This window comes from Eubacterium uniforme, from assembly GCF_900167115.1.
Taxonomy (GTDB): domain Bacteria; phylum Bacillota; class Clostridia; order Lachnospirales; family Lachnospiraceae; genus Eubacterium_S; species Eubacterium_S uniforme.
In genome coordinates this window covers 1,995-27,845 of the sequence record NZ_FUXZ01000012.1, presented here as the reverse complement: position 1 = coordinate 27,845, position 25,851 = coordinate 1,995, and the positions used below count along the sequence as shown (strand labels likewise).

16 protein-coding genes are annotated in these 25,851 nt (G+C 32.6%); all 16 read right to left on the bottom strand.

Features of this window, described 5'->3' with window-relative positions; all coding sequences use genetic code 11:
• Nucleotides 1-182: 182 nt before the first annotated feature.
• Nucleotides 183-1,094, bottom strand: a complete 912-nt coding sequence (locus tag B5D16_RS09570) for a hypothetical protein (RefSeq protein WP_078766765.1) — start codon at nt 1,092-1,094, stop codon at nt 183-185.
• Between the two features lie 218 nt (nt 1,095-1,312).
• The gene (locus tag B5D16_RS09565; protein WP_078766764.1) at nt 1,313-3,553 is read right to left on the bottom strand and encodes a glycogen/starch/alpha-glucan phosphorylase; all 2,241 of its coding nucleotides are present in this window, start codon (nt 3,551-3,553) and stop codon (nt 1,313-1,315) included.
• A gap of 107 nt (nt 3,554-3,660) precedes the next feature.
• The gene (malQ, locus tag B5D16_RS09560; protein WP_078766763.1) at nt 3,661-5,151 is read right to left on the bottom strand and encodes a 4-alpha-glucanotransferase; all 1,491 of its coding nucleotides are present in this window, start codon (nt 5,149-5,151) and stop codon (nt 3,661-3,663) included.
• A 94-nt stretch (nt 5,152-5,245) separates the two neighbouring features.
• A complete protein-coding gene (locus B5D16_RS09555; protein WP_242943032.1) occupies nt 5,246-6,280 on the bottom strand; it encodes a LacI family DNA-binding transcriptional regulator in 1,035 nt (344 codons plus the stop codon).
• A gap of 278 nt (nt 6,281-6,558) precedes the next feature.
• A complete protein-coding gene (locus B5D16_RS09550; RefSeq protein ID WP_143405095.1) occupies nt 6,559-8,421 on the bottom strand; it encodes a leucine-rich repeat protein in 1,863 nt (620 codons plus the stop codon).
• A 161-nt stretch (nt 8,422-8,582) separates the two neighbouring features.
• A complete protein-coding gene (locus B5D16_RS09545) occupies nt 8,583-10,373 on the bottom strand; it encodes a leucine-rich repeat protein (RefSeq protein ID WP_078766761.1) in 1,791 nt (596 codons plus the stop codon).
• Nucleotides 10,374-10,658: 285 nt separating this feature from the next.
• Entirely contained in the window at nt 10,659-11,252 is a 594-nt protein-coding gene (locus tag B5D16_RS09540; protein ID WP_078766760.1) for a TetR/AcrR family transcriptional regulator, read from the bottom strand.
• Between the two features lie 152 nt (nt 11,253-11,404).
• Nucleotides 11,405-12,784: a leucine-rich repeat protein gene (locus tag B5D16_RS09535; RefSeq protein WP_078766759.1), complete on the bottom strand. Its 1,380-nt coding sequence runs from the start codon at nt 12,782-12,784 to the stop codon at nt 11,405-11,407.
• Nucleotides 12,785-12,896: 112 nt separating this feature from the next.
• Complete coding sequence (locus B5D16_RS09530; RefSeq protein WP_159444359.1) at nt 12,897-13,523, bottom strand: sortase; 627 nt, start codon at nt 13,521-13,523, stop codon at nt 12,897-12,899.
• A 138-nt stretch (nt 13,524-13,661) separates the two neighbouring features.
• A complete protein-coding gene (locus B5D16_RS09525) occupies nt 13,662-14,786 on the bottom strand; it encodes a Cna B-type domain-containing protein (protein ID WP_078766757.1) in 1,125 nt (374 codons plus the stop codon).
• On the bottom strand, nt 14,770-15,702 hold the full coding sequence (locus B5D16_RS09520; RefSeq protein ID WP_078766756.1) for a class C sortase: 933 nt from the start codon (nt 15,700-15,702) through the stop codon (nt 14,770-14,772). Before B5D16_RS09520 ends, B5D16_RS09525 begins: the two co-directional genes overlap by 17 nt.
• Before the next feature lie 186 nt (nt 15,703-15,888).
• On the bottom strand, nt 15,889-17,556 hold the full coding sequence (locus B5D16_RS09515; protein ID WP_078766755.1) for an isopeptide-forming domain-containing fimbrial protein: 1,668 nt from the start codon (nt 17,554-17,556) through the stop codon (nt 15,889-15,891).
• Nucleotides 17,553-22,865 (bottom strand): hypothetical protein, encoded by a 5,313-nt coding sequence (locus B5D16_RS09510; RefSeq protein WP_078766754.1) that lies wholly within the window; start codon nt 22,863-22,865, stop codon nt 17,553-17,555. Before B5D16_RS09510 ends, B5D16_RS09515 begins: the two co-directional genes overlap by 4 nt.
• 61 nt (nt 22,866-22,926) lie before the next feature.
• Nucleotides 22,927-23,565: a signal peptidase I gene (gene lepB / locus B5D16_RS09505; protein WP_078766753.1), complete on the bottom strand. Its 639-nt coding sequence runs from the start codon at nt 23,563-23,565 to the stop codon at nt 22,927-22,929.
• Complete coding sequence (locus B5D16_RS09500) at nt 23,562-23,807, bottom strand: hypothetical protein (protein WP_078766752.1); 246 nt, start codon at nt 23,805-23,807, stop codon at nt 23,562-23,564. The genes lepB and B5D16_RS09500 overlap by 4 nt, the downstream gene beginning before the upstream one ends.
• Before the next feature lie 277 nt (nt 23,808-24,084).
• Nucleotides 24,085-25,851 (bottom strand): SpaA isopeptide-forming pilin-related protein (locus B5D16_RS09495; protein ID WP_200803975.1); only part of this gene is annotated, 1,767 nt, incomplete at its 5' end.

Below are 25,851 nucleotides of genomic sequence, written 5' to 3'. Positions count from 1 at the left end.
ACCGGGTTGTTCTATCGAATGATTACAACCGTACTGACGATTTCGAATACAAGCAAATGCTTGCTAACTACTCCCTTTTGCAAAGGTTTATTTAACTTTCGTTATGCTAACTATAACATATTATTTTTAAATCCGTCAACACCGAATTTCAAATTATGACAAATTTCACGTTTAAAAACATGCTATTTATCCTTGCCTTCTGCTTCTTCCGTATCGTCAACTTTCTCTGTCTTATCATCTTCCTTATCCTGTCTAAGACTATCGATTTCACGGTTAACTATTTCTCTACCAAATTTACAACTATCTAGATAGAAATCACCTGTACATAATAGATAAATTATTCTATCAATCTGATAAGCTGTAACTTTATCTTTCTTTCTCTTGGCATTAGTTGTCTTAACCCATTTGAATACTTCCTTAAGAACTTCCTCATCCTTAACTGTTCTTTCACATTCAGGATCTACAATATACTCTATAGTCTTCTTTAAGAAAGCTTCAGGTTTTGCGATATATGTACAACCGCACTCTTTAAGCCATTCACAAGTAAGAGCGAATCCCATTCCTCTGATTTTCTTTGAGATAGCCTTTATTGTATCAATAATCATGCCCATCTCATCATCATCTAATTCGCATACATCAACATATACCAAGGATCTAATTCTATCAACACCGTGTCGTCCGTCCACTTTCTTATAAAACAATGTGATGCCATCAAATAATCCTTTACTATATTTCTGCCATGCTGTGTCCTTATCCTCTTTAGGTTTTTCATCTTTAATACCAGCATCTAATATAGCCTTATAGATATCCTCCCAAGTACTATATGTGTCCGCTGACTTATAAACGTCAAAGTCAAATAAAACATCTCGAACGATTTTGTAGTTTTCACCCTCCTCATCATTCATCTTTATTTTACTTTGCATGGTGGTACTTCCTTGAAGCGCTATTGCAAAACTTCTGAAGATTTCGTGAGATCTTACTCCTCCATGAGGTTTGAAATAAGCTTTCAAATCTTTTACACCCATAACGTCCGCAACATTCTGCAAATCTGAATACAACTTATTAAATAAAACATCGTAATACTCGCCCGCCATAAAAAACCTCCTTTTTCTTTTTTCGTTCTCTCACTTATAAATAAAGTGTCGCTTCCTCAATTATATCAATATTTGTCAAATCTGTTAACTTGCAATTTGCACAAAAAAAAACTACTTTTGTATGCAAAATAACAAAAGTAGTTTTCCTATGTAAAAACCTATATTTACGTATATATCTCACAGCAAATGCATACGTAAATTATTTATTATTTTCGTTTCTATAAATGCCATATATCATCGTTATATTGAGCGATAGTTCTATCAGATGAGAAAAATCCAGCATTTGCTATATTAACAAGCATCTTCTTCTCCCATGACTTTCTATCTTCATAGTCAGCATAAACTTTTTCCTTAGTTTCAATATACTCTTTAATATCTATAAGAGCCATAAACCAGTCCTTGTTAACTATTTCCATATACAATCTTGAAAGATTATCCCACTTACCAACCTTAAGCATCTCCTTATTTACAAGAAAATCAACTAAAGTTGCAATCTCTGGGTTATCATCATAAATCTTCTCTGAGCAATAATCAGCCTTTGCATAATGCTCGATGATTTCATCACTCTTCTTACCGAAAATGTATATATTATCATTACCAACGAAATCATTTATTTCAACATTAGCACCATCAAGTGTTCCAAGTGTAATAGCACCATTAAGCATAAACTTCATATTACCTGTTCCAGATGCTTCCTTACTTGCAAGTGAAATCTGCTCTGAAATATCAGCTGCTGGAATAACCTTTTCAGCGTATGTAACATTATAGTTTTCAAGCATAACAACCTTAAGATGATCTCTTACCTGTGGGTCGTTCTCTATCACCTTTGAAAGACAGATAATCGCATGAATAATGTCTTTTGCAATTGTATATGCAGGAGCTGCCTTAGCGCCAAAAATCATAGTAATTGGGCGTTTGGGAATATTACCAGCTTTGATTTGCTTATACTTATATATTGCATATAAAAGATTCATCTGCTGACGCTTATATTCATGAAGACGCTTAACCTGAACATCAAAAATAGAATCAGGATTAATATCAACACCCTCTTTATTTTTTATATAAGCAACGAATTCATTCTTCTTATTTTTCTTAATATCATCAATTCGTGAAAGGACTTCATCATCACCAAGGAAACTTTCAAGTTTCTTTAATTCATCAGCATCCTTCTTGAATCCGTCGCCGATTTTCTCTGTAATAAAATCAGTAAGTTCATGGTTACAATGTAAAAGCCATCTTCTAAATGTAATACCATTTGTCTTATTATTAAACTTATCAGGATAAATATCAGCAAATACCTTAAGTTCTGATTTTTTCAAAATATCAGTATGAAGTGCTGCAACACCATTTACGCTATAGCAATAATGGATGTCGATATGAGCCATATGAACTCTTCCTTCATCATCAATTATTGAAAGTCTCTTATCATCATACTTTGCCTTAATCTTTTCATCAAGCTTTCTGATAATAGGCATAAGCATTGGAACAACCTGTTCAAGATAAGCAATAGGCCATTTTTCTAAAGCTTCTGCCAAAATAGTATGATTTGTATACGCACACATCTTTGAAACAATATCAGTAGCTTCATCAAAGTCAATGCCTTGTTCACCTAATAATCTAATAAGTTCTGGAATAACCATAGTTGGATGTGTATCATTAATCTGAACTACAGCATATTCATAAAAATCATGCAAGTTACTTCCCTTAGCCTTAGCTTCATCAATAATAATATGAGCCGCATTACTTACCATAAAGTACTGCTGATAAATTCTAAGAAGTCTTCCTGCATCATCTGAATCATCAGGATATAAAAATAAAGTTAAATTCTTCTTAATATCCTCTTTGTTAAAATCAATGCTATCATCATGAATAATAGATTCATCAACGCTTTCAACATCAAATAACTTAAGAGTATTCTTCTTGTTATCATAACCTATTACATCAATCTCATAAAGAACAGACTTAACACTACAATTACCGAAGTTAATATCATATGAAATATCAGTTTTCTTAAGAATTGATTCATTCTCAATCCATGGATTAGGTAACTCTTTCTGAAGATTATCCCTAAATTCCTGTTTAAATAAACCATCATGATAATTAAGACCTACGCCATCACCACAAAGCCCCAATGTTGCAATCGAATCAAGGAAGCATGCTGCTAATCTTCCAAGACCACCATTACCAAGTGAAGGTTCATTTTCAATTTCTTCAATCTCACTTATATTAATTCCTTCTTCTAAAAGCGCTTCTTTTACATCATCATAAATTCCCAAATTAATAAGATTATTTGATAAGAGTTTTCCAATTAAAAACTCTGCTGAAATATAGTATAATTTCTTCTTACTTTCTATATTTCCTTTTTCTTCTGCCATTCTTTTTGTAAGTCTTAATAATTCGATATAAATCTCCTCTTTTGACTTACCTTTAATTAAACCCTTTACTTCATCTTTAAACATCTTTTTCTCCTAACTAAATATCTCTCTTTTATTTCTTAGCATCATTTTGATACTAAGTATTTCCAAGCACCTTAAAGGCACTTACTCTCCTCACAGACGAATTAATATCAATCTATTATTTCACATCTACCATATATTTCCATAAGGTATGCTAACTTTTCTGAAAGTTCTTCTGTAAACACACCAGGTTTTGCTCTCCAACTCCAGTTATGTGTACCAACTGTAGATGGAAGATTCATTCTAGCTTCATTACCAAGCCCTAGAAGGTCCTGTGCTTGAACAATAGCGTAATCTGAAACCGAACTCCAAACCCCTCTCATCATACCCCAGTTATAACCTTCCTTCTTAGTAAGGTTAAAATATGTAACTGTTCTTTTTACATCTTCTTTTTTAGCATTCTTAAACCAGCCCATAGTAGGTTCATTATCATGGGTACCTGTATAAGCAACACTATTCTTAATGTAACTATGTGGTCTATACGCACCACCATCCCTTGTATCAAATGCAAACTGTAAAAGCTTCATACCAGGAAAATTCGTTTTCTTTAAAAGTGTAATAACATCCTTATCAAGGAATCCTAAATCCTCTGCAATGATTCCATCCTTACCACACTTTTCAAAAACGGCTTTGAATAAATTAAAACCAGGGCCCTTCTCCCAGTGTCCGCCTCTTGCATTCTTATCACCATATGGAATTGCATAATATCCAGCAAATCCTCTGAAATGATCAATTCTTACAACATCATAAAGAGACTTAGCATACTTAATACGTTTAACCCACCATTTATAATTGTTCTTCTTCATGTAATCCCAATCATAAGTTGGATTTCCCCATAACTGACCATCCTCAGAGAATCCATCCGGTGGACATCCTGCAACCCATATAGGCTCAAGGTTTTCATCAAGTTTAAACTCTTTTGGATTAGACCACACATCACAACTATCATTTGCTACATAAATAGGGATATCGCCTATTATAAGAATTCCGTTTTTATTAGCATACTTTTTAAGTTCATTCCACTGTTTATAGAAAAAATACTGTGTAATCTTCCAAAAATCAATCTCTTTCTTATATTTCTCTTTTGCCAAATTGATGGCTGTTTTCTCTCTTAACTTATACTCTTTCTTCCATTCCTGCCAAGTTTTTCCACCCTGTTTACTTTTAATAGCCATGAAAAGTGAATAATCATCAAGCCAAGATTTATTCTTCTTTAAAAACTTCTCGTAATCATCAGCTGGCTTTTTTAAAAATCTATCTGCAGCCTTTCTTAAAACCTTAAATTTGTTTTCAAGAAGTATGTTAAAATCAACGTGTTCTTCGTTATCCCCCCAATTGATTTTATTATAGTCCGCTTTTCTTAAATATCCTTCTTCTTTGATTTTATCAAAATCAATTAAATATGGATTTCCAGCATATGTCGAATATGATGAATACGGACTATCTCCATACCCTGTTGGGCCAATTGGTAAAACCTGCCAATACGTCTGCCTAGCAGCAACTAGAAAATCAACAAATTCATACGCTTCCTTACCCATGGTTCCAACACCATATGGAGAAGCAAGACTTGTTATGTGCATTAAAACTCCGCCAGCTCTCATACCTATCCTCCTTCATCTTTTATCTCTCTTTTTTAATTGATGCCTATTAGTTTCTCTTTTTAAATCTCTTAATCTCTTTATAGAAATCTCTTATCTATTTTTTCTTTGATTTCACTTCTCCTACACTGCTGCCCTCTTTAATAACATAAGGGACAATCTCATGAACAGCATAGTTTTCTCCCTTTTCTTCTGCCTTAATTCCACCTAAAAGAATTTCAACACTTCTTTTAGCTAGCTTTTCAGTATTTTGCCAAACTGTTGTAATTCTTGGAATGCAGAAATTTGCAATGTCAGTTCCATCATAACCTATAACTGACATATCCTGTGGAACCTTAATATCCATATCCTTAAGTGCACGAAGAGCACCCATAGCCATCATATCACTCATAGCAAATATTGCAGTAATATCACTATTCTTCTTTAAAAGATCCTTAGTAGCCTGATAACCACCTTCAAGTGAGAATCTGGCATATGAATACTGCTTTGTCATATCAAACTCAAGATGCTTCTTTCTCATAGCACTCTCAAATCCTAAAAGACGTAGACTACTTGGATGTGATACATTAGGATCACCACCAATAACTCCAATATTTCTATGTCCTTTATCATATAGATAATTTACAATTCTTGAAGATGCAGAAACATCATCAACAGCTACTGATGAAAGATTGGAAATATTAAGTTCAGAAGCCCCATTAGTTACAATAACGCATGGCAAATCAAGGTTCTCAAAATTCTTCTCAAAGTATTCTAAATTAGAACCAAGAAATGCTATACCATATGGCTTCTGGTTATTACAAACCTTTCTAGCTTCCTCTACTTCGTTTTCATCCTGATCAATATAATCAACCACACAGGCATGTCCATTTTTAACTATCTCAGTCTGCATGAGTTCGACAATTGATTCAAATAGCATATTCTGAGTACCCTTTACTATTAAAACAATTCCATACTTTGTCTGGGATTTTAAGTTTTTTGCATTAGGATTAGGTTCAAAATTATATTTTTTAACCACATCCATAATAGCCTTCTTAGCTTTTTCACTAACATGTTCACTATTATTAAGAACCCTTGAAACTGTGCCAACCCCGTAGCCTGATTCTTTTGCAATCTCTTTGATTGTAATCATAATCACACACTCCATTTTTATATTTATAAGCTTATTAAATATCTCGTGGAATCAATTCCATCATAATTACATACTAACAAACAATTTGTGAAAAATCAAGTGTTATTTTCTGAAATATTTTGATATTTTATTTAGACTATTATTTCAACACAATGTCACTTAGAAATTCTTATATAAAATAGTTCAAAATATGCTAATCTGAATATAAGCAAAAAGATAGTATCAAATTGATACTATCTTTTCTTTACCTGCTTCTTTATGACGCCTATTATATTTAATTAATCAATTCCAGATAATAAATTACTCATCATAACCAAATCTGCTACATTAACTTTTCCATCTAAAGTCACATCTAATTTAGCCGGATCAAAAGTAAGACAATTTCTATTATCCGATAACTTAACAGTCTTCTGCACTCCACCTATTGTATAAGTTACTGTCAATGACTGTAATTCCTTAAGGGTAATTCCCTCTATAGGTTTATTTGGTTTCATCTTCAATAACTTGTTCTGTAAATCAGTACTTAATAAGTTAAAAGCCATCAACTTATCTTTATCTGCTTCATCCGGATAATAATTACTCATATCTATATCACCAAGTATATCATTACAATCAGGAGTTTTTAGCATAGTGCTTCGATTTTGGAATGCATACAATGCTTTCTCATACTTATCATCACCATATAAACTATAATTTGGATATCCATGAGTTCCCATATAACCATGAGCAGCATCCAAACCAAATCTAGCAGCACCAACTTCTATTGCTTTATTTGAAAACATAAATGTTTTATGAGCATCATTCTTATTTTTTCCTGTATGATACTGTCTTCCTTCTGTAGAATCAACATAATAGAATTTTCCGCCTACTTTTATAGCATTCCAAGCATGAGCTCCAGCATAAGAAATTAAATACTTACCATCTATCCATACCTTAGCTTCTGGATGGGCTTTTAATTCTTTTGCCTGTGTCTGAGGTGTAACCGGTGTTATTATTCCAGAAAATACTGTTTCAGCCTCTACACCCGCACTTTCCAATAGAAATGCATACAATTGAGAATCTTCTTGACATTTTGTAACCGTATGACAATCAAATACTTTTAAATAAGTACCTTTAGCATTAGGAGCATCATATGTATAATTCTTTACAATATACTCATATACTTCCAATGCAATTCTTAATTCTTCATTTGCTGAAAGCTTACCTTTTACTTTATAAGCTTCATCACCATAATACTTAAGACCCAAACTTTCAAGAACATATTTTGCTTTACTCTTAGCATAGTTTAAAGCAAACATGCTCATATCAAGTCTACCAAAATTTTTCTTTAAAATATCCGGAACAGTATCATTAGCACTCTTACATTCTACCTTTTTACCATTCACATAAATATTTATTATATCTCGAATGTCTCCGTTAACTAACTCATCGCGTTTTATTATTTCTCCAGCCAAAAATTCATTTTTTCCAATCTTTAATGTATCAACTTTAGAACTTAATATTACACAATAATTTTTAATTTTGTTAACAGTACTAAGATCACTTGTTGATAAATCTAATACATTACCACTTGGTTTATATTTAACTAGCCAATTTCCCATAACAATTTTTTCAGCACCAGTATTATGGTAGAAAATATATTCTCCTATTTTACTTATATTCTTTGCATCACATTTTACTTTATCTATTTTACCATGTGCACCAAACCAATCACCTATACTATTTATTTTTGATGATACTGTCAAATCAGAAATATTAGCACTATTAAATACACTATTTCCCATACTCTTTACAGTATTTGGAACATTAACGCTTGAAAATGTTTGGGATGAACCAAACCAATCACCTAAAGCTGTAACCGTATATGTTTTCCCGTTTACACTTACACTTGAAGGAATAGACATATTACCACTTCCTCCAGATACCGATACAAGAGTCATTTCGCTGCCAGAAATCTTATATCTATATGTCCTTCCACTATTAGTAAATTCTCCATCATACTTTACTTCTGCCTCAGTAACAATAGACTTCTTATAAATACTATCACTCATTGGCATAACCATTCCTGTAAGCATCATCATACTCAAAGACAATGTTGCAATTCGTTTTAGGTTTCTTTTACCTAGTTTTTTGTTTTTCATTTTCTTTTTACCTCCATAAAAAAATACCCACTCAACTATCCAAGCAGGTATAAGAATTCTTTTTTCATTGTATTTCAAAAAAGAGACTCTACTCGGAAATGAATAGAGTCTCCATATATCTAGTTTAAATTATATTCCCCATACCCCATAAATTTAATACATTATTTATTTTTATCAACTTTTGAAAATAATCTTTGCATAAACATAATATCTCGAACATCATATTTATTATCAAAATTAATGTCTGCTGCATCTGCATCAATAAGTGAATACCATTTTCCATTTCGCTTTTCAACTAATTTTACATCAATATGTACACCACCAGAAGTATAACCAGAATTTAGTGATTGTGCTTTTTTATCTGTGATTGATAATGCTCCATTTTTTGCTTTTCTAATCATTTCACGATCTTCATCTGACTGCACAATAAAACTTGTAAGAAGCTGCAAATCTTTTGTATCACGATACCATTTCCCACTCTTATCTAAATCACCTTTATATTGTGTTTCTTTTGGTGTTGTTAACATAGTTGAATAATTTTGGAAAGCATAAAATTTCTTTGTATATTCATCATTAGCATACTCTGAAAAATGTGGAAAACAATGAATGCCTTCACTATCAAACATATTTGATACCAAGGAACAACCATAACCATTTATTTGTCTGTCTGTTGTTACATCAACATGTGTCCATTTACCGCCAATTTTAATAAGAGTCCATAAATGATTACCATTTTTTCCAATTCTATATTTACCATTTAAAGTATAACTATATTTTTTGCCTTCAGCTGCATACTGTTTCTTCTGTGCTTCAGAAACTGGAATCAACTCTGCAGATGAAATTGTTTCTGCTTCAACACCTGCACATTCTAATAAAAATGCATACATTTGACCATCATATGCACACTTAGAATATTCATGACAAATAAATACTCTCGTATATGGTCCTACTGTTTTTTTAGTATCATAAACATAATTTTTAACTATATAATCATGAAGATCTAAAGCTATATCAAACTCTTCCTCTACCGGCAAAGTTCCTTTCTTTTTATTGTTTAATCCATAATACTGATGTCCCAACCCTGTAATAACATATTTAGCCTTGTCAGCTGAATAATTATATTCGAAATCAGATTTTTCAATCAATAAATAATACTTTCTAACAATATCAGGTAATATATCTTTTGCACTCTTACATACAACTTTTGTTCCATTCACATATACGTTTTTAAGCTTACTATTATTCAACACATAATAAGCTGAAGGTATTTCAAAAGTTGTTTTTCCAAACTTAATTGTATCCACATTAGTCATATCAAATCTTATGCCTCGATATATTTCCTTTACATTAGTTAAATCCGATGTTGATAAATCTAATACATTTCCATTTGCTTCTAACTTAACTAAGTATTTTCCTAAAATAATTTTCTTTGCACCCTTATTTAAATAAAAGCAATAATCTCCTAAATTATTAAGTTTTGTTGATTTACACTCAACACTACTTACATTAGAACTTGAAGCAAACCATTCTCCAGTAGACTCAAGATTAACTGATAATTTCAAACTATCCATTGTTGCAGCATAAAAAACACGTCTTTCAATTATTGTAACAGTATCTGGAACAACAACCTTTGTAAATGTCTGATATGCACCGAACCATTCGCCTAACTTACTTACTGTTTTCTTCTTTCCGCCAATAGTTACTGTTGATGGAATTTTTAGTTCTCCTCCGGCTGTTACAGACATAAGCATAATCTTATCTGTTCCATCATTCTTATACTTATAAGTCTTCCCTCCGTAACTAAATTCACCATCATAAGATGTGTCTGCTTGAGTGATAACAGTGTCTTTTCTAAAAGAATCACTCATTGGCAATACCATACCTGCTAACATTGTTGCACTTAAGCCTAAAATGCAAACCTTCTTTAGCAATTTGTTTTCTGTCTTTACCATACTAGTAAACCTCCTTATAAATATTTAAAGCGCACCTACTTAAAATAAAGTGGGTGCGCTTATTATCGCATTTTTTCATGTATAAACATAAAAGGCTCAACATATACAGTTGAGCCTTTTTATATTAGTTTGTTATTCCCTGTACCCAAATTCATCATAAGTTCTTTTCATACATAAGACACTTCGTAAAAGTCACTTTCCCCATATGACTATCATTTTACACTATGTCCATTATAAATTTTTTCATAAATTATCTAAAAACAAAGATTTGGGTTGGAATACATATTATTCAAAATTCTGTTCAATAAATAAATCAATAAACTCTTCGATCTGCTTTAATAATTCGTCCTTCTTCTCAGGTCTTCTATCGCATACCTGAATAAGAACTGTAACAGGTGAAACATACTCTAACGCAAGTACTTCTGGATCACACTTTCTAATTTCTCCTGCTTCCATCATACGACTAAAAAGCTTAATATATAAATTCACTGGATTAGTAAGCTGATGTAATGTTGCCTCATCACCCAATTCTTCATTTCTAAACTGTTCAATACTTAACATTTTACGTAGTTTTATTACAGTATCATCACTAATAGTATATCTAATCTGTTTCATACTAAATTCTTTTAATGTCTTACCATCATGAATGTTTTCAAGAAATTTAGGGTCAAATCCCATATTGTTTTTATAAGACACATCCCTCATTTTTGTAAGTTGTTCAAATAGATCTTCCTTACCTTTAAAATATTTATATAAATTTGGTCCCTTAATACCTATTGATTCTGCAATTTCATCTACGCTTGTTGCAGCATAACCCTTCTGTGAAAAAAGAGTTAATGCTGTTTCCATTAATCGTTCTTTTGTTGAAACTCTTGCCATTTCTCTCTCCTTCTTTCTAACATTAACATTGTTAACATCTGTTTTATAATAGCATAACGACCGTTAACTGTCAACTTTATCTTTAAAAGTTTTATAACTCAAAAAGATGTTGCACTAACTTTTGTTAGTGCAACCCTATCTATTATAAATAATTATTTAAGCTTTCCTTTGAAACCAGCTTTTTTAAGAATCTTTGTATAAGCATTTTTCTTTGCTTTTAATACCTTAACAGTACAATTCTTAACACCAACAAATGATTTCTTTCCAACGCTCTTGAGTTTCTTTGATTTAATCTTAATAAGTTTTAACTTCTTATCGCCCTTAAAAGCATTTGCTCCAATTGTTTTTAATTTCTTTGAAGTAAATGTAACAGCTTTAAGATTCTTCATATTAGCAAATGCATTCTTACCAACTTTAGTTACATTCTTACTAATAATAGCTTTTGTAACTTTCTTATTACCCTTAAATGCATTAGCCTTAACTGATGTAATCTTATATTTTACACCATCAAACACGCCTGTCTTAGCAAGTTTAATCTGTGTTATTGATTTCTTTCTAATACCTGTAACTGCAAGTTCCCCAACGACTTTTCCATCCTTGCTACCAACTTTAGTTACTTCATAAAAATACTTTCTATCTTTTACTTTAGTTCCTACTTCAGGACCAGCATTCTGTGCAACAGATGCACCAGCTACAGCTGTCTTACCATCATCTGATGTCTTGCTGTCTTTATTATCTTTTGATTCTTTTGAATCTTTGTTATCTTTTGAATCCTTACTGTCTTTATTATCTGTATTATCTTTGTTTTCTTTATTATCTTCTACATTCTGACCGTTCTGGTTGTTTTCACCATTCTGACCTTCACCGTTCTGGTTTTCGCCATTCTGACCTTCGCCGTTCTGGTTTTCGCCATTCTGACCTTCGCCATTCTGGTTTTCGCCATTCTGACCTTCGCCATTCTGATTTTCGCCATTCTGACCTTCGCCATTCTGACCTTCATTATTTCCAAAATCTTCAAAATCATCTGGATTAAATGTTATAACTTTATCTTCACCAGTTACTGGATCCTTAACTGGAACTACTTCACCAGCTTCATTAACTTCTGTTTCAATTTCACCTTCTAAGTAAAACTTAACAACATTATTACCATCACTAGTTGGTTCAATTCTTACTACGAAACCTTCAGGAATATCTGATTTACTAACGATTTTCCATGTGTAGACAATATCTTCACCTGCTTCATTCTTTTCTTTTAAATTGTCCACATTAAGTGTTCCATCTGTAGCACTAGCAACGAAATCATATTCCTGCTGCTTTACGCCATCTGCATATAAAGCTACTTTCATTTCTACTGCTTCTGGATGCTCTGACTGATAATATGCATTACTTCCACCAAAATAAATACCAGCCCATGCGCCATAACCTTCTTCAGCATATACTTCAAGTCCTGCATTAGGTGCAACTGTAAATGTCATAGCTAAACTAAGCACCGCAACAAGTACTTTTCGCATAATATTTTTTAATGTATTCATTATGCATTCCTCCTATTAAATTATTTATTTACATTATAATGAATGCAACCTTTTATATCTAACCACATTTGATACTAATAGTCAATAGAAATAAGGGCTTTCGCCCTTATTTTTACTCACTTTTATTTATTTTTCTAACACACCTTACAGTCTGTCTTGTTCGCCCTGAAAATGTACAAGTAAACATAGTCAAATCCCAATCATTTACATTTTTTACCATCTCATCTTTATCATTCCCATCAATTACTTCCTGATTGGAAACTTCATAAGTTATACTCTCATCATAAACATCTGTAAATACAACTTCATCACCTGATGCAAGCTTGTAAATCTTTGCAAAATAAGAGAAATAATTATGTGCACAAATAACTAAATCATCCTGATATGAACTTCCCTTATACCTACAAGCTCCTACATTTAAAAGTCCATCATTCCAATCCTTTGAAACAGGTAGTTTAATATCAAGTGAAGGAATTGAAATATAACCTATGTAAGCAACACCATCTATTATCACACAGTCATTAACTGTACGTTCTTTTTCATCAACAATTGTCTCATTAGGTTTTGGATTATCCTTATTCTCTGTAATCTTCGTTTCAAGTTGTTCCATAACCTGTACTCGCTGCTTTTCACCTTCCATCTGTGTATATATGTTAAAACCAACAATACCAACAGCCACAAGAATAAAAATCACACCTAATAAAATTATAATTCGTCCATATACTTTTCGCTTATTCATATATATCCCCCATACGTTACAACATGTCATTATTATACAATACATCAAACGCTCAAACAACACAAAAAGCCGGCCTACAGCTATGCAAATGCACCACCATAAACCGGCCATATATGTAAACATGTATTTTCTGAAGTTCTACTCTTCAGAATCTTCCCCATTATTCTTAATCTTAATTCCAACAAATACTAAAATAATTCCGATTACAAAAAGTGGTATTACTGGCCACCATAATAATCCTGTTTGAGGAAGATCACTATCGTCCGCTGCAGAACCTCCATCGCCTTGTTCATCATCCTCCTTACCTTTCTTAGTTGTTATTTCTTCAGTTTCATCTTCATCTGTTTCATCCTCATCCGTCTCGTCAATTTCCGATTCGTCTTCAGAATCATTTTCAGTTTCTTTATTTGTCGTCGTTTCAATAACAACAGTCATTGTAGACTCTTCTTCAGGTGGATTATATGTATTAACAACTACATAATCACTTCCTTCATTTCTATATGAAACTTTATAGTTTTTAATGACTGTCTTTTCTTTTACCGACCAAACCGCTGTTTCATCACTACTTTCCCATGTGTACTTCCAGTTATTACTTTCATTCAATCTAACTGTGTCATCCAGTACACCATCCTTATATAATTCAACAATAACTTCGTCATGGGTACTAGCATCATCACCTTTCCATAACTTTTCAACCTTGTATGCGATATTGTTATACACAAACTTTGCCGCAACATCAACATTTACTCCACTCGAATCAGTTATCACTTCAACTATCATAGGTGCTGGTCCATAAACCTTAGAACCTATTTTAACATTACTTCCAACTATTAAGTATACGCCCTGATCTAATCCTGTTATTTTTGCAATTCCACTGATGGCATTTGCTTGTCCATCTATAGAAACACCATCACTTAGCACTATATTAGCAAATGTCGTTGCTGCATTTGCTACATCTTCTCTTGTTGTAAGCGATGAAAAATCTACATTAGATGAACCAAAATCCGAATCAATAATTAGTTGTCCTCCTGCTCCATAATCTGCTATCTTATACGCTTTCCAAGTAACATCACTAACTATATTTCCATTTATTTCATTGCTGATAGTAATCGAATCATCTGCAGCATATACTTTTCTTTCTAAAGAGAGGCATGTAATCAAAAGGGCACTTAAAGTAAAGCATAGCATACTCTTAATCACTATACTGCGATAATAATCTACTGTTTTTAAAATAATTAACAATGAATTATTTCTTCCCTTCATCTATAATACGCCTCCTTTGTTTGCGCTCTTTTTCTCGTTTGGATTCTAAAATCCAATATACAACTAATAAGATAAAAAGCGGTAATGCAATAAAAGGTATAACTGAATTCTTATCTATCAAAACTGCATCCGCAGTCACTTTCACATTTTTCTCTCCTTTTGCATTCTCTACTCTATGGCCTCTCACAAATAATCTATGTGTATTAACACCATAAGGAGTACATGTAAGGAGTGTTGCATAGTCTTTACCTTCACTAATCTTTAATTTTTCGACATCCGATGGTAAAACTATGTTTATCTCATCAACTTCATATGTTACTGTGTAATTTAATATTGTAATAGTGAATGTATCGCCTTCCCTAAGTTCATCTAAATCACTAAACAATTTAGCTGAAGGTAATCCTCTGTGCGCAGATAAAACTGTATGTGTGTTCTCTCCACCAACCGGAAGAGATGAACCTTGTAAATGTCCTATTGCTACATTTAAAACTTCACTATTTGTTCCATGATATACAGGTAGTTCAACATCAATTGCTGGTATATTTACATATCCCATAATGCCTGTTCCTGTTATATCTAATACTTCATAATAATTCTTTATTTTTTCATAATTCCTTAACGGGTTTTCCAATCCATATAATTTCTCATTATATTCCCTAGCCTGTTTTAACAACGATTCAATTTCACTATCTTCAAGTTTTGATACCTTTTCCTGATATGTATTGATTGCCCTCATTTGAACCATTGTATTCCAATAATCACTAATCTTAGGGTATAAGAAAATACCTAATCCAAGAATAATTAACAAAACAAGAAATCCTGTAATTAATCGATCTTTTTTCTTGTCGCTAGTCTTCTTTTTCTTATCACTATTCTCTTCTTTTTTTACTTCTGTCTGATTATTTAATTCTTTCATACTGCCATATCATCTTTACTGTTATTTTACTTAGTAGCATTTTAATACTAACGCAAATTTTCAATTGTAATATCCGCCGGATGCATATTTCTATGCATCCAGCCAATATTTACACTTCGAGGTATAATAATAAATATAAAAATATCTATATCGAATCAAAACGTGTAATAATCTCCCTAAATCTTATTAATTTCTTGAGCGTTTTCTTGTAATAAGAAGTACGCCTGCGCCAAGCACTAATATAATACCTACTACATAAAATACTGTTGTACCAATTCCACCTGTTGTTGGAAGTGTTGCTGTAAGTTTTGTATTAGTAATATTTTTATTATCACCAACAAATTCTCTATTTGCATCATTAGTATTTGCTGTATAAGCACCTGCCTGTGTTCCGTCCCAGTTCTGCTGTGTAATGATTGCACTTGGTATTACAAAAGATACGTCATTAGTTGCTAATGCATAACCTGAAGGAGCATCTGTTTCATGTAAATAATATGTATCTTTTGAATCAAGACCACTTACTCTAAATGTTCCATCAGCCTTAGATGTAATCTTAGTTGCATTTGCTTCACTAGCTACCCATCCTGTAACCTTGCCATTAGCATCTAATGTTGCATATTGTTTATTTGCACCTGTTCCCTTATAAACTACAAATTTTGCATCTGAAAGTTTTATAGCCTGATTAACACTATCAACTTTAGTAAAGTCCTGTGCATTTGTAAATACTATAACTTCATCTGGAGGTGTTAATCCAGTCTTTGTACTTGTACTACCTGAATCGTTAGGATCATTTGAATATGTAAGAGTTACTGTGTTTTCATATCCTGTTCCAGGAACTGCATCATCTGTTAATGTAGCTGTATATGTAACTACTATATCTTTTCCATCAAGAGCTTCCTTCTGTGCAGGAGTTGTAGCTCCAACTGCATCAAATATATCATCTATTGTAATAGTAAATGTACCTGTTGATGTATCACTAATTGTATATTTTGAAGAATCAATTTCTTGTCCATTAATAGTAACTACAAAATCTTTTGGATTCTCTAATACAGTATCAAGTACATCATTAAATACGACCTTATATGTATCATATGCTGATGTATTAGTTGGTAATGTAGCTATAAGTTCATAAGGAACTTTTTCTCCAACTTCATAATCTGCAACATCATTATAACCTGTACCAAATCCATCATCAGTACTATAAGAATCTTCTTTAATCTTTACTACTAACTTTGGAGCATCTGATTTAGATGCAATAGTAATATTTTCATCTTTAACAAGTTGAAGAATAAACCTTGTATATGCACCATTGTTATCTCCTACAGTTGGATTAGCTGGTCCAGGAGCTGCTGCATCCTGAACGAAGTAATAACCTACTTGTAGTGGAGAAATAACATTATTTACAGATGTTCCAGCCACTGTGTTTGAAAGGTTAGCTGATACTATCTTAACAAATGCCTTTGTCTGTGTATCAAAATCCTTGTTAGCTGCAGTATCACTAGCAAATACACTGATATTATCTGTAAGTGCTGCTGCTACATCTGCCGCTGTATTAGCTGAAGCAAAATATGTACCAATTGTTGTATCTGCCTTTAATGCTGCTAAAAGTGCTGTACCATTAACACCATCGCCCCATCCATCAACTACAGGTTCATCTGAAGCATTAAGCGAAACCTTAAATACTTCATATGCTTCATATGTATGTTCTCCATCATCATTAGCACTGTTATTAATTGTAATATTGTATTCACTTATTGCATAAGTAACATTTTTAGTTATACCTGAAAGTGTAATTACTAATGCGAGAGTAAGAAAAATCGCCAATACTCTCTTAATTGTTCTCATTTTTTTCATAGCTCTCCTCCTTTTCTTCTACGTTTTGATATATATTTATTATTTACTTCCTTAATCCTCTTTCTATAAACAAGAGTAATTAAAGATATTAGAATCATTAATAGGGAAATCATTCTTAAAAGTTTAATTCCCTTACCACCTGTATTTGGTAGAACAACTCCACCTTCATCCTCAACATTTACTACGTTGTATACGAATATAGTTCCTCCAGATTGTCCGTTGTTTTGATATACGGTTTGACTATTTGGTATCTGTGTAACTTCCTTCACATAATAATAATATGGATCTACACCATCATTTGTTGGTAATCCTTCTGGAATAACTTCCCAACCTTCTGATTTCTTTAATATGATATTATCACCATTTAAAGTTACTCCATTAACCGAGGATAAATCTGTTGCTGTTAACTTAACTGCATCCGTTGGAACTCCTTGTTCATCATATGTTGCACTACTATCACCTGGAGCTGTTGTTGACCTATAAAGATCAACTTCTATCTGATTAATTCCTAACGAATTAAGTTCTGCAGCTGTCATTTCTACTCTGTGTTCATTCTGCCAAATCTTTTTAATAGATAATCCCGGAGTATTATAAATATCAACAATTCCTAATGAATGATCAAGTCCTTCAGAAATTGCTGCATCCGTTCCTACTATTAACCATCTAGCTGATGATGAAGATGAGAAGTTATTAGTAACATCCGTCCATGTATTTCCTCCATCTGTACTTCTCTTAACGCTTTCTTCAACCACATAGTAATAATAAGGTGTTTCATCATCACTACCACTAACAAGTTCTACTCCATTAAACTTATTAGGGGCATTATTATCAGTTATTGTAGGATCTCCATACCATGTATATTTCCAATTGTTTACATCACTTAACTCTTTTCTATCTATGAATTCCCATCCGTTATTCTGTATAAGTTGTTCTACTTCTGCATGATCAGTTGGGATTGAATTAACCCTTCCTGCTCTGCCTGTTCTATAAACTGCAACAACCACTTTATACTCTGATGTATCAAATCCACTTGGAACAGTCCAATTTTTATCAACGCTTATATTAATGTAATTTCTATTTGTAATATCATATACAGCCTGTCCTTCTCCATTATTCGTAATATTATCAATACTCGAAACATCCAAATCGAAAGATCCTGGCACCGAAGCAAGTGCACTTTTCGCTGCCTGAGCAACTTCTGATGTAACTTCATTTCCATAAGTGAAAAACTTCGGTTCATTAAGTGTTATAAATGGATTTGGAGCTTCTATTTCAACTAGCATATATATAACGCCCTTTTCCAAACTAATATAATAATCATCTGTTGTAATTTTAACTGCCGAATCTATAATGTTTTGGGTTGTAGCATTTGTCCAACCAGACCACGTATCTGACGGTTCACTACTTGATACAATATGTGTATGATATGAATTTGGACCAACACTCACATCTTTTTCTCTAATCTCTGTTGCTACCTGCCATACATTATCATCTACGTTATATCTATATATGTTAAATCCTGCCTGAACCTGTATGTTCATGTTATTTAGATTAAGCTTATTTAATTTAATAGGTACTGATGTTGATGATGTAGCAGATGTTGAATCCTTAATTGAAATATTATTTACACAATCATCGGTATCTGATCCACCATTTCTATCAAGTGTGGCGCTATTAGATAACTTAAGTCCAACTTTATCTTTTGCTGTTTCATATGTAATTTTATATGTATAATCAACTCTTAAATGCTTACCATCTGGTAATGTAAGTCCAAGCGATGGTTCCTTAACTGTTTCAACGTTTTTATGGAATATAATTTTTCCTGAAACTAGTTTTCCACCACCATGTGTATACCATGCACCAAATTGTACATAACCTAAATCAACACTTTGAGTAATTGGTATATCTGTTGCACTCCATTTTCCTTCACTATCAAATACTAAATCTCCTAGACCTGTTGAATCGCCATTCAAACTATTAATACCTGTTCCTTGAATCTGCCAACTATCATGGCTTACCCAAGCTCCTGGAGTATCTCCTGTTATAAGCACATCAAAGGTATCCCCTGCATTTGCTGCATTTATTTGTAAACCTTTATTTTCATATTTCAACATTCTTTCATCATTACTATCAAGAGTTAAATCATACTCTTCATCAACAACAGAATGTTCTGTCCTTACACCAGAGTACTCATATACATACTCACTACTATTAAGTTCTCTTGGTGCTTGACCTTCTCGAATTTCATATATCTTAAGTTTATCTAAAACTACTTTAACTTTACTTATATCGACATTAGTATCTATCCTATTTATATCACCTATGTTATATAAACCTAAGGCTTCTGCAGAAGTAAGATTTGATAATGATAAAACATCGTTAATATCTATCGTTCCTCCCGTTGATAAATCGGTTGCCGATGGATTTACATCCAATGAATAATTAACATATCCATCTGTAGCTCCCTGTCCTCCAGTCTTTGAAATATTATCTGTATTAGGAATTGATGTATCATTACCTAATGTAGTTTCAACACTATCTGGTATATATGTTTGTAATTCATCTATAACAGTATTTGCTATAGTTTTTGTTCCATCATCATTAATTTGAGTATCTGTAACGTTCTTTGGAAGTAATATTGTGTACTCTATATCAAATACCTTCTTACTATTATCATTCTCTGCTTTAAAGAATATATTAAATACATTAGAGCCTGATGTATATTCATAGTAATATGAGTAATCTCCAGAACCAGGATTCATCTTTTCTTTATAGTACTCACTATATTTAAAATAAATACCTGTATCCGTATCTAACAATGCACCTGCTGGCATTGTATCTACCATCTTAAACTTCTTATCAGGAACAGAATCTCTCTTTGTAAGATCCATGTGAATTACATATGGAATCTTATAATACATAACAGAATCAACTGTTTTTACCTCAAGATCCTTAACATTAATACTTGTTTCTCCTGTTTTATCATATGGTACATCATTAGGATTAAAATATTCTAATACATACTCATCTGAATTCTCTTTTGTATCAAAATTAGCAGTATTCTTAGCTTTAAGTGCTTCCTCTGTGGAAGAAATTGCTGTAGTTGTATAATATAATTTCACAAGATATGCATTAGCTAGAGGTGTACTACTTGACTCTTCTGTATCTTTAAAGTAAACACTAAATCCTCCATTACCGTCATCTGTCAAAGTATAGTGTGAAGGGTCAAGTACTGCTTCTACTGGATTTCCTCCACTTCTATATGTATATCTTATTTGCATACTTCCTGAATTATAATAATTCTTATATGTTGAAGCCGAGTCTGTTTGTATAACACTTTCTGAACCTTTAGTTATACTTGTTGTATCCGTAAGTGTCTTACCTAAAAATCCACCAACTTCTTGTTCTAATGAGACTAGCCATGGAATAGTATAAGTCTTAGTTCCATCTCCATTATCAACTGTAGTAGCTGTTCCGTTTACTTGTTTATTAATTGCATTTGTAGGCTCCCATTCATATTTATCACTAGTTGTTCCTATAGGTCCAGTTTCATCACCAATCTCAACTGGATTTATAATTGTTGTTTTATTTCCACTAACTGTTTTATTAGGTAAATCTGGATTTCTTGGGTCAACAGTATACTTAATGGAGAATATTTCTGGATTCTCTCTATTTGTAAGAACCTGATCTAATGAATCTCCAATAATCGTAACTTTATTACCACTTATTGTATAATTAACGCCCTCTGTTAATGGACCATAATATCCCTTATGAACCACTATGCTCGTTGCATATTCTAAATAAGGATCTTCTATATAATCACCAGCAGAAATCACATCACCTGAATTTCGCTTAAACTGAGCTGTGTATGTGATAAGCCCTGTACTACTCTCATATTGATGCTCTTTATGAGCAATCGGTTTCATATAAACTGCCGTTGCATTTGTCTTACTTAATTCAGTATTTGAAGGCGATTTTAATATCGCAGTATTTTTAGCAAATACTTGACCATATTGATTTGCTTCTGCTGTTTTATCGATTAAAGTTCTATATGTAACAGATATTTGATTATCCGATATATTACCAAACGTTAATACTCCACCTGAATATGAAGTAGCACCTAATCTATTAGCATTACCATCTCCAGTAACTGTTAAACTTCCACTAACCATATCATTAATCATAACGTCCTCTAATTTAAATCCGTTAAGATTATTTCCGTATGCGTTATTAATAATGACCGTCCACTCATACTCTCCTGTTGAGTAATCTGTACTTGCCCCCTTAGTTACTGAATAACCCGCTGGAACATATGCAAGAGCACTATCAGTATACTCGTCTCCACCATGATTCATCGTAACCGTATTCTCTATATTTTGGCCCTGTCCACTTGCAAGAATAGACTGTGGAACCGTCTCTGTATAAGTAAGTGTAATAACCTTATCAGTAATTCCGTTATTAAGTACTACTGTATCTCCACTCATAGTATATGCATTTGCTGGATTACTTGTAATAACACTAGTTGAAGTAATCTTACTATCTGTGATAATTGCTCCACCCATATCCTCTGCATCAGGATTATAAACCTTTATCGACCATGTTATCGTGCCATCATCACCGTTAAATGTTCCTGCTTTATCAATATCCATTACTCTTTCAGGATATCCCGTAACTTCAAATATTTCACCACCAATTGAAATCTGCTGACTAGCAGTATTATTATTATCATCCCTAACAACGTCAGCCACAAATTTAACTGTACCTGTAATCTCCTGATTTGCATACATTTCAAGATAATTATCCAAAAACTGTATCAAAACATAGGATACCCCATTAGTATCCGTATATACATGATAAATACCTGATTGTGTAGCACCGTCCATTACATTCCCCCACTCGCCATCTCCTGGGAGTTCCGCTGTAACGGCTATATTATTACTTGTAATTGGATATAGCAAATACGGTCTTTCCACTGTTACATCATTCTTATTTAAGTAATATTCAAGAGTAAATTCTACACTTTGAATATTACCCTCGTCTTTCGCCATCACTTGTGAAAAACTTACATTACTTACCTGACTATCTGGAAGATCATATTTTGCAAGACTTGATAAAGTATTAACTGAAGGAACTGATGGTATGTTACCATTATCTAGTTCAGTCTTAGTAATACTTATTGCTGGAATAATAAGCACAACAGTAACCATAAGCATAACAATAACAGACATTAACGATACTGTATGCCTTACATCACGTTTTCGATTATTCTCTTTAATTAGGTTATGAGTAAATCTATCTATCTTCTTCATACTCAATACCTCCGTAACATCTGCTAAAACGTTTATGGTTACAATATGTACTAAAGATTGTTTATTTTAGAATTTTAAATTTGTCGATTGGCCATATGGCCATTTTTACCTTCCCCAGTACCTCTTCTTCGGAGACACATCCAATAGTTTTTGATCTACTATCAACACTTGTAGATCTATGATCACCCATAACAAAGTACCTATCTTCAGGTACTTGATATGGATAAGTTAAATCATTCTCACCATATGAAGGACCATCAATATATGGCTCATCAATGGCTTCATTATTAACTAGAACTGTCCCATCAGTTCTAACTTCAATGTAATCTCCCGGTAATCCTATTACTCTCTTCAATAGGACTTTATTATTATAGTAAAATGCTACTATATCTCCTCTTTTTAAACTAGTTGTTCTTTTACATACGACAACTGTTCCGTTAGTTAAAGTAGGTGTCATACTCGTTCCTGTAACTCTAAGAACGGGTAATAAAAAAGATGAAATCAATACTGCTATAGCCGCAACTACAATCAAAGATGCTATCGTGTTAAATAAAATATGAATATAATCACGTCTGTTCTTTAATCTACTAATCTCATCTTCGATCTGTAGAGCTGTTGGAAGTATTATTTCATCTTGTTCTTTTACATTTTTAATTATCTTAGACTCTATTTCAATCTTATCGTTTTTTTCTTTTATCATAAAACTTCTACCTCCCCATCTTCTCGCTCAAATGGGAGATATTCTTCTCCTGCAAGTTTAGAAACTTGCCTTAATACTGTTCTTGTATTATATAGAAGTTCATTATAGTCTTTTTCACGATCTTCAAGATTTCTTTTAAGCCTTCTGTTTTCCCCTTCTACTTTATCCAACTCTGTACGCATATTATAAACTAACTCAAGCAATTCTAACTTGTTTAATTTTCTTAGTTCATTATATTTCATTTTTAACACCCAATACCTATATAAAATTCAAGCCAATATGTATATTTTTATATCATATACGTATCATCTATATGTTCAATTTTAATAGTTTTTTGGCACAATGTCAAGCAAATAAAAACCGCTCAAACGCTTTATTTCAAGCCAAAAACTAGGTTTATCGTTTTCGTTTTTGTTTTATTTTAATGTCATTTTTTCTGTTAAATTTTATACTATCCATAAAAAAAAGGCCATACCCTTAGGTATAGCCTTTTTTTATATCAATTTTCATTGATTTATTTTAATACTGGTTTTTCTTTTTAATTTTAACCATTGCAACTAATCCAACAAGTGATGATAAGAATAACATGAATAACTCTTTAATGTGATTAAAATCACCTGTCTGAGGAGTTGATGAACCACTTCCACCTTCAGTCTCACCTGTTAATGTCTCTGTAATTCTTTCTGTTGAGGATGATTCTCTTTCTTCACCTCTAACAATTTCTTTTTTGTCCTTATTCTTCTTGTTTTTCTTATTATCCTTCTTATCTTTCTTCTTGTCTTTCTTGTTGCTTTCCTTATCTGTCTTCTTTTCAGATTCTCTTGATTCTTCTGCTACTACATCCTGAGTTTCTTTAATTGTCTCTTTTGTAGTAGTTTCAGTCTCTTTAGTAGACTCTGTTTCAATGTCGACAGTTGATTCTGTTTCCTCTGTAGTAGATTCTGTTTCCTCAGTTACATCTTCTTTAACCTTCTTATACTTGTCTTCAATTTCTACAGTCTTTCCATCTTTTGTAAGAACTGTATTTGCTGTATAAGAATCGTCATTACCTTCTGAAACTTTCTGGCCGTTCATCTTAACATATTCAAGTTCATAACCTTCAACGTTAGCCTGTGTTTCTTTTACTGTATATTCACCAATTTCGATATTCTCGAACTTAAGTGTATATGTACCGTTACTATTCTTATCAAAGTCGCCAAGTTTAATTTCATGTTTATCTCTTGATGTCTTAACATTTCCATTAGCATCCTTGAATAAATATTCACCAGCTTCATTCTGTACTGTAAACTTAAGGTTTTCGAAATCATCTTCTACGATATTATCACCGTCGAGTGTCTTCTTGATTTCTAAATCACCTGTCTGAACTTTATATGCATCTACGATTTCAAGAACCTTACCATCTTTAGTTACAACTGCATTTGTTGTGAATGAATCATCATTTGAAGCATTAACCTTCTTTCCATCCATTTCAACATATTCAATATCATAACCTTCGATATTTGCCTGTGTTTCTTTTACTGTGTACTTACCTACTTCGATATCCTCAAACTTGAGTGAGTAAGTTCCATCATTGTTCTTATCGAATTCACCTAAAGCGATTTCATGCTTATCCTTGCTTGTCTTTACTTTTCCGTCTTCTTTGTATAAGTATTCACCTGCTTCATTCTGGACTGTGAACTTAAGGTTTTCAAGATCATCTTCTGTGATGTTTTCACCGTCGATTGTCTTCTTAATTTCTAAGTCACCAGTTTCGATGATTTCCTTATACTTATCTTCGATTGTTACAGTCTTTCCATCTTTTGTTACTACTGTGTTTGTTGTATAAGCTTTATCAGTTCCTTCTGAAACTTCGCTGCCGTTCATCTTAACATATTCAAGTTCGTAACCTTCGATATTTGCCTGTGTTTCTTTTACTGTGTACTTACCTACTTCGATATCCTCGAACTTAAGACTATATGTACCGTCATTATTCTTATCGAATTCACCTAAAGCAATTTCATGCTTATCCTTGCTTGTCTTTACTTTTCCGTCTTCTTTGTACAAGTATTCACCTGCTTCGTTCTGAACTGTGAACTTAAGGTTTTTAAGATCATCCTCAGTGATGTTTTCACCATCGATTGTCTTCTTGATTTCTAAGTCTCCAGTTTCTACGATTTCTTTATACTTATCTTCAATTGTTACAGTCTTTCCATCTTTTGTTACTACTGTGTTTGTTGTATAAGCTTTGTCAGTTCCTTCTGAAACTTCGCTGCCATTCATCTTAACATACTCAAGTTCATAACCTTC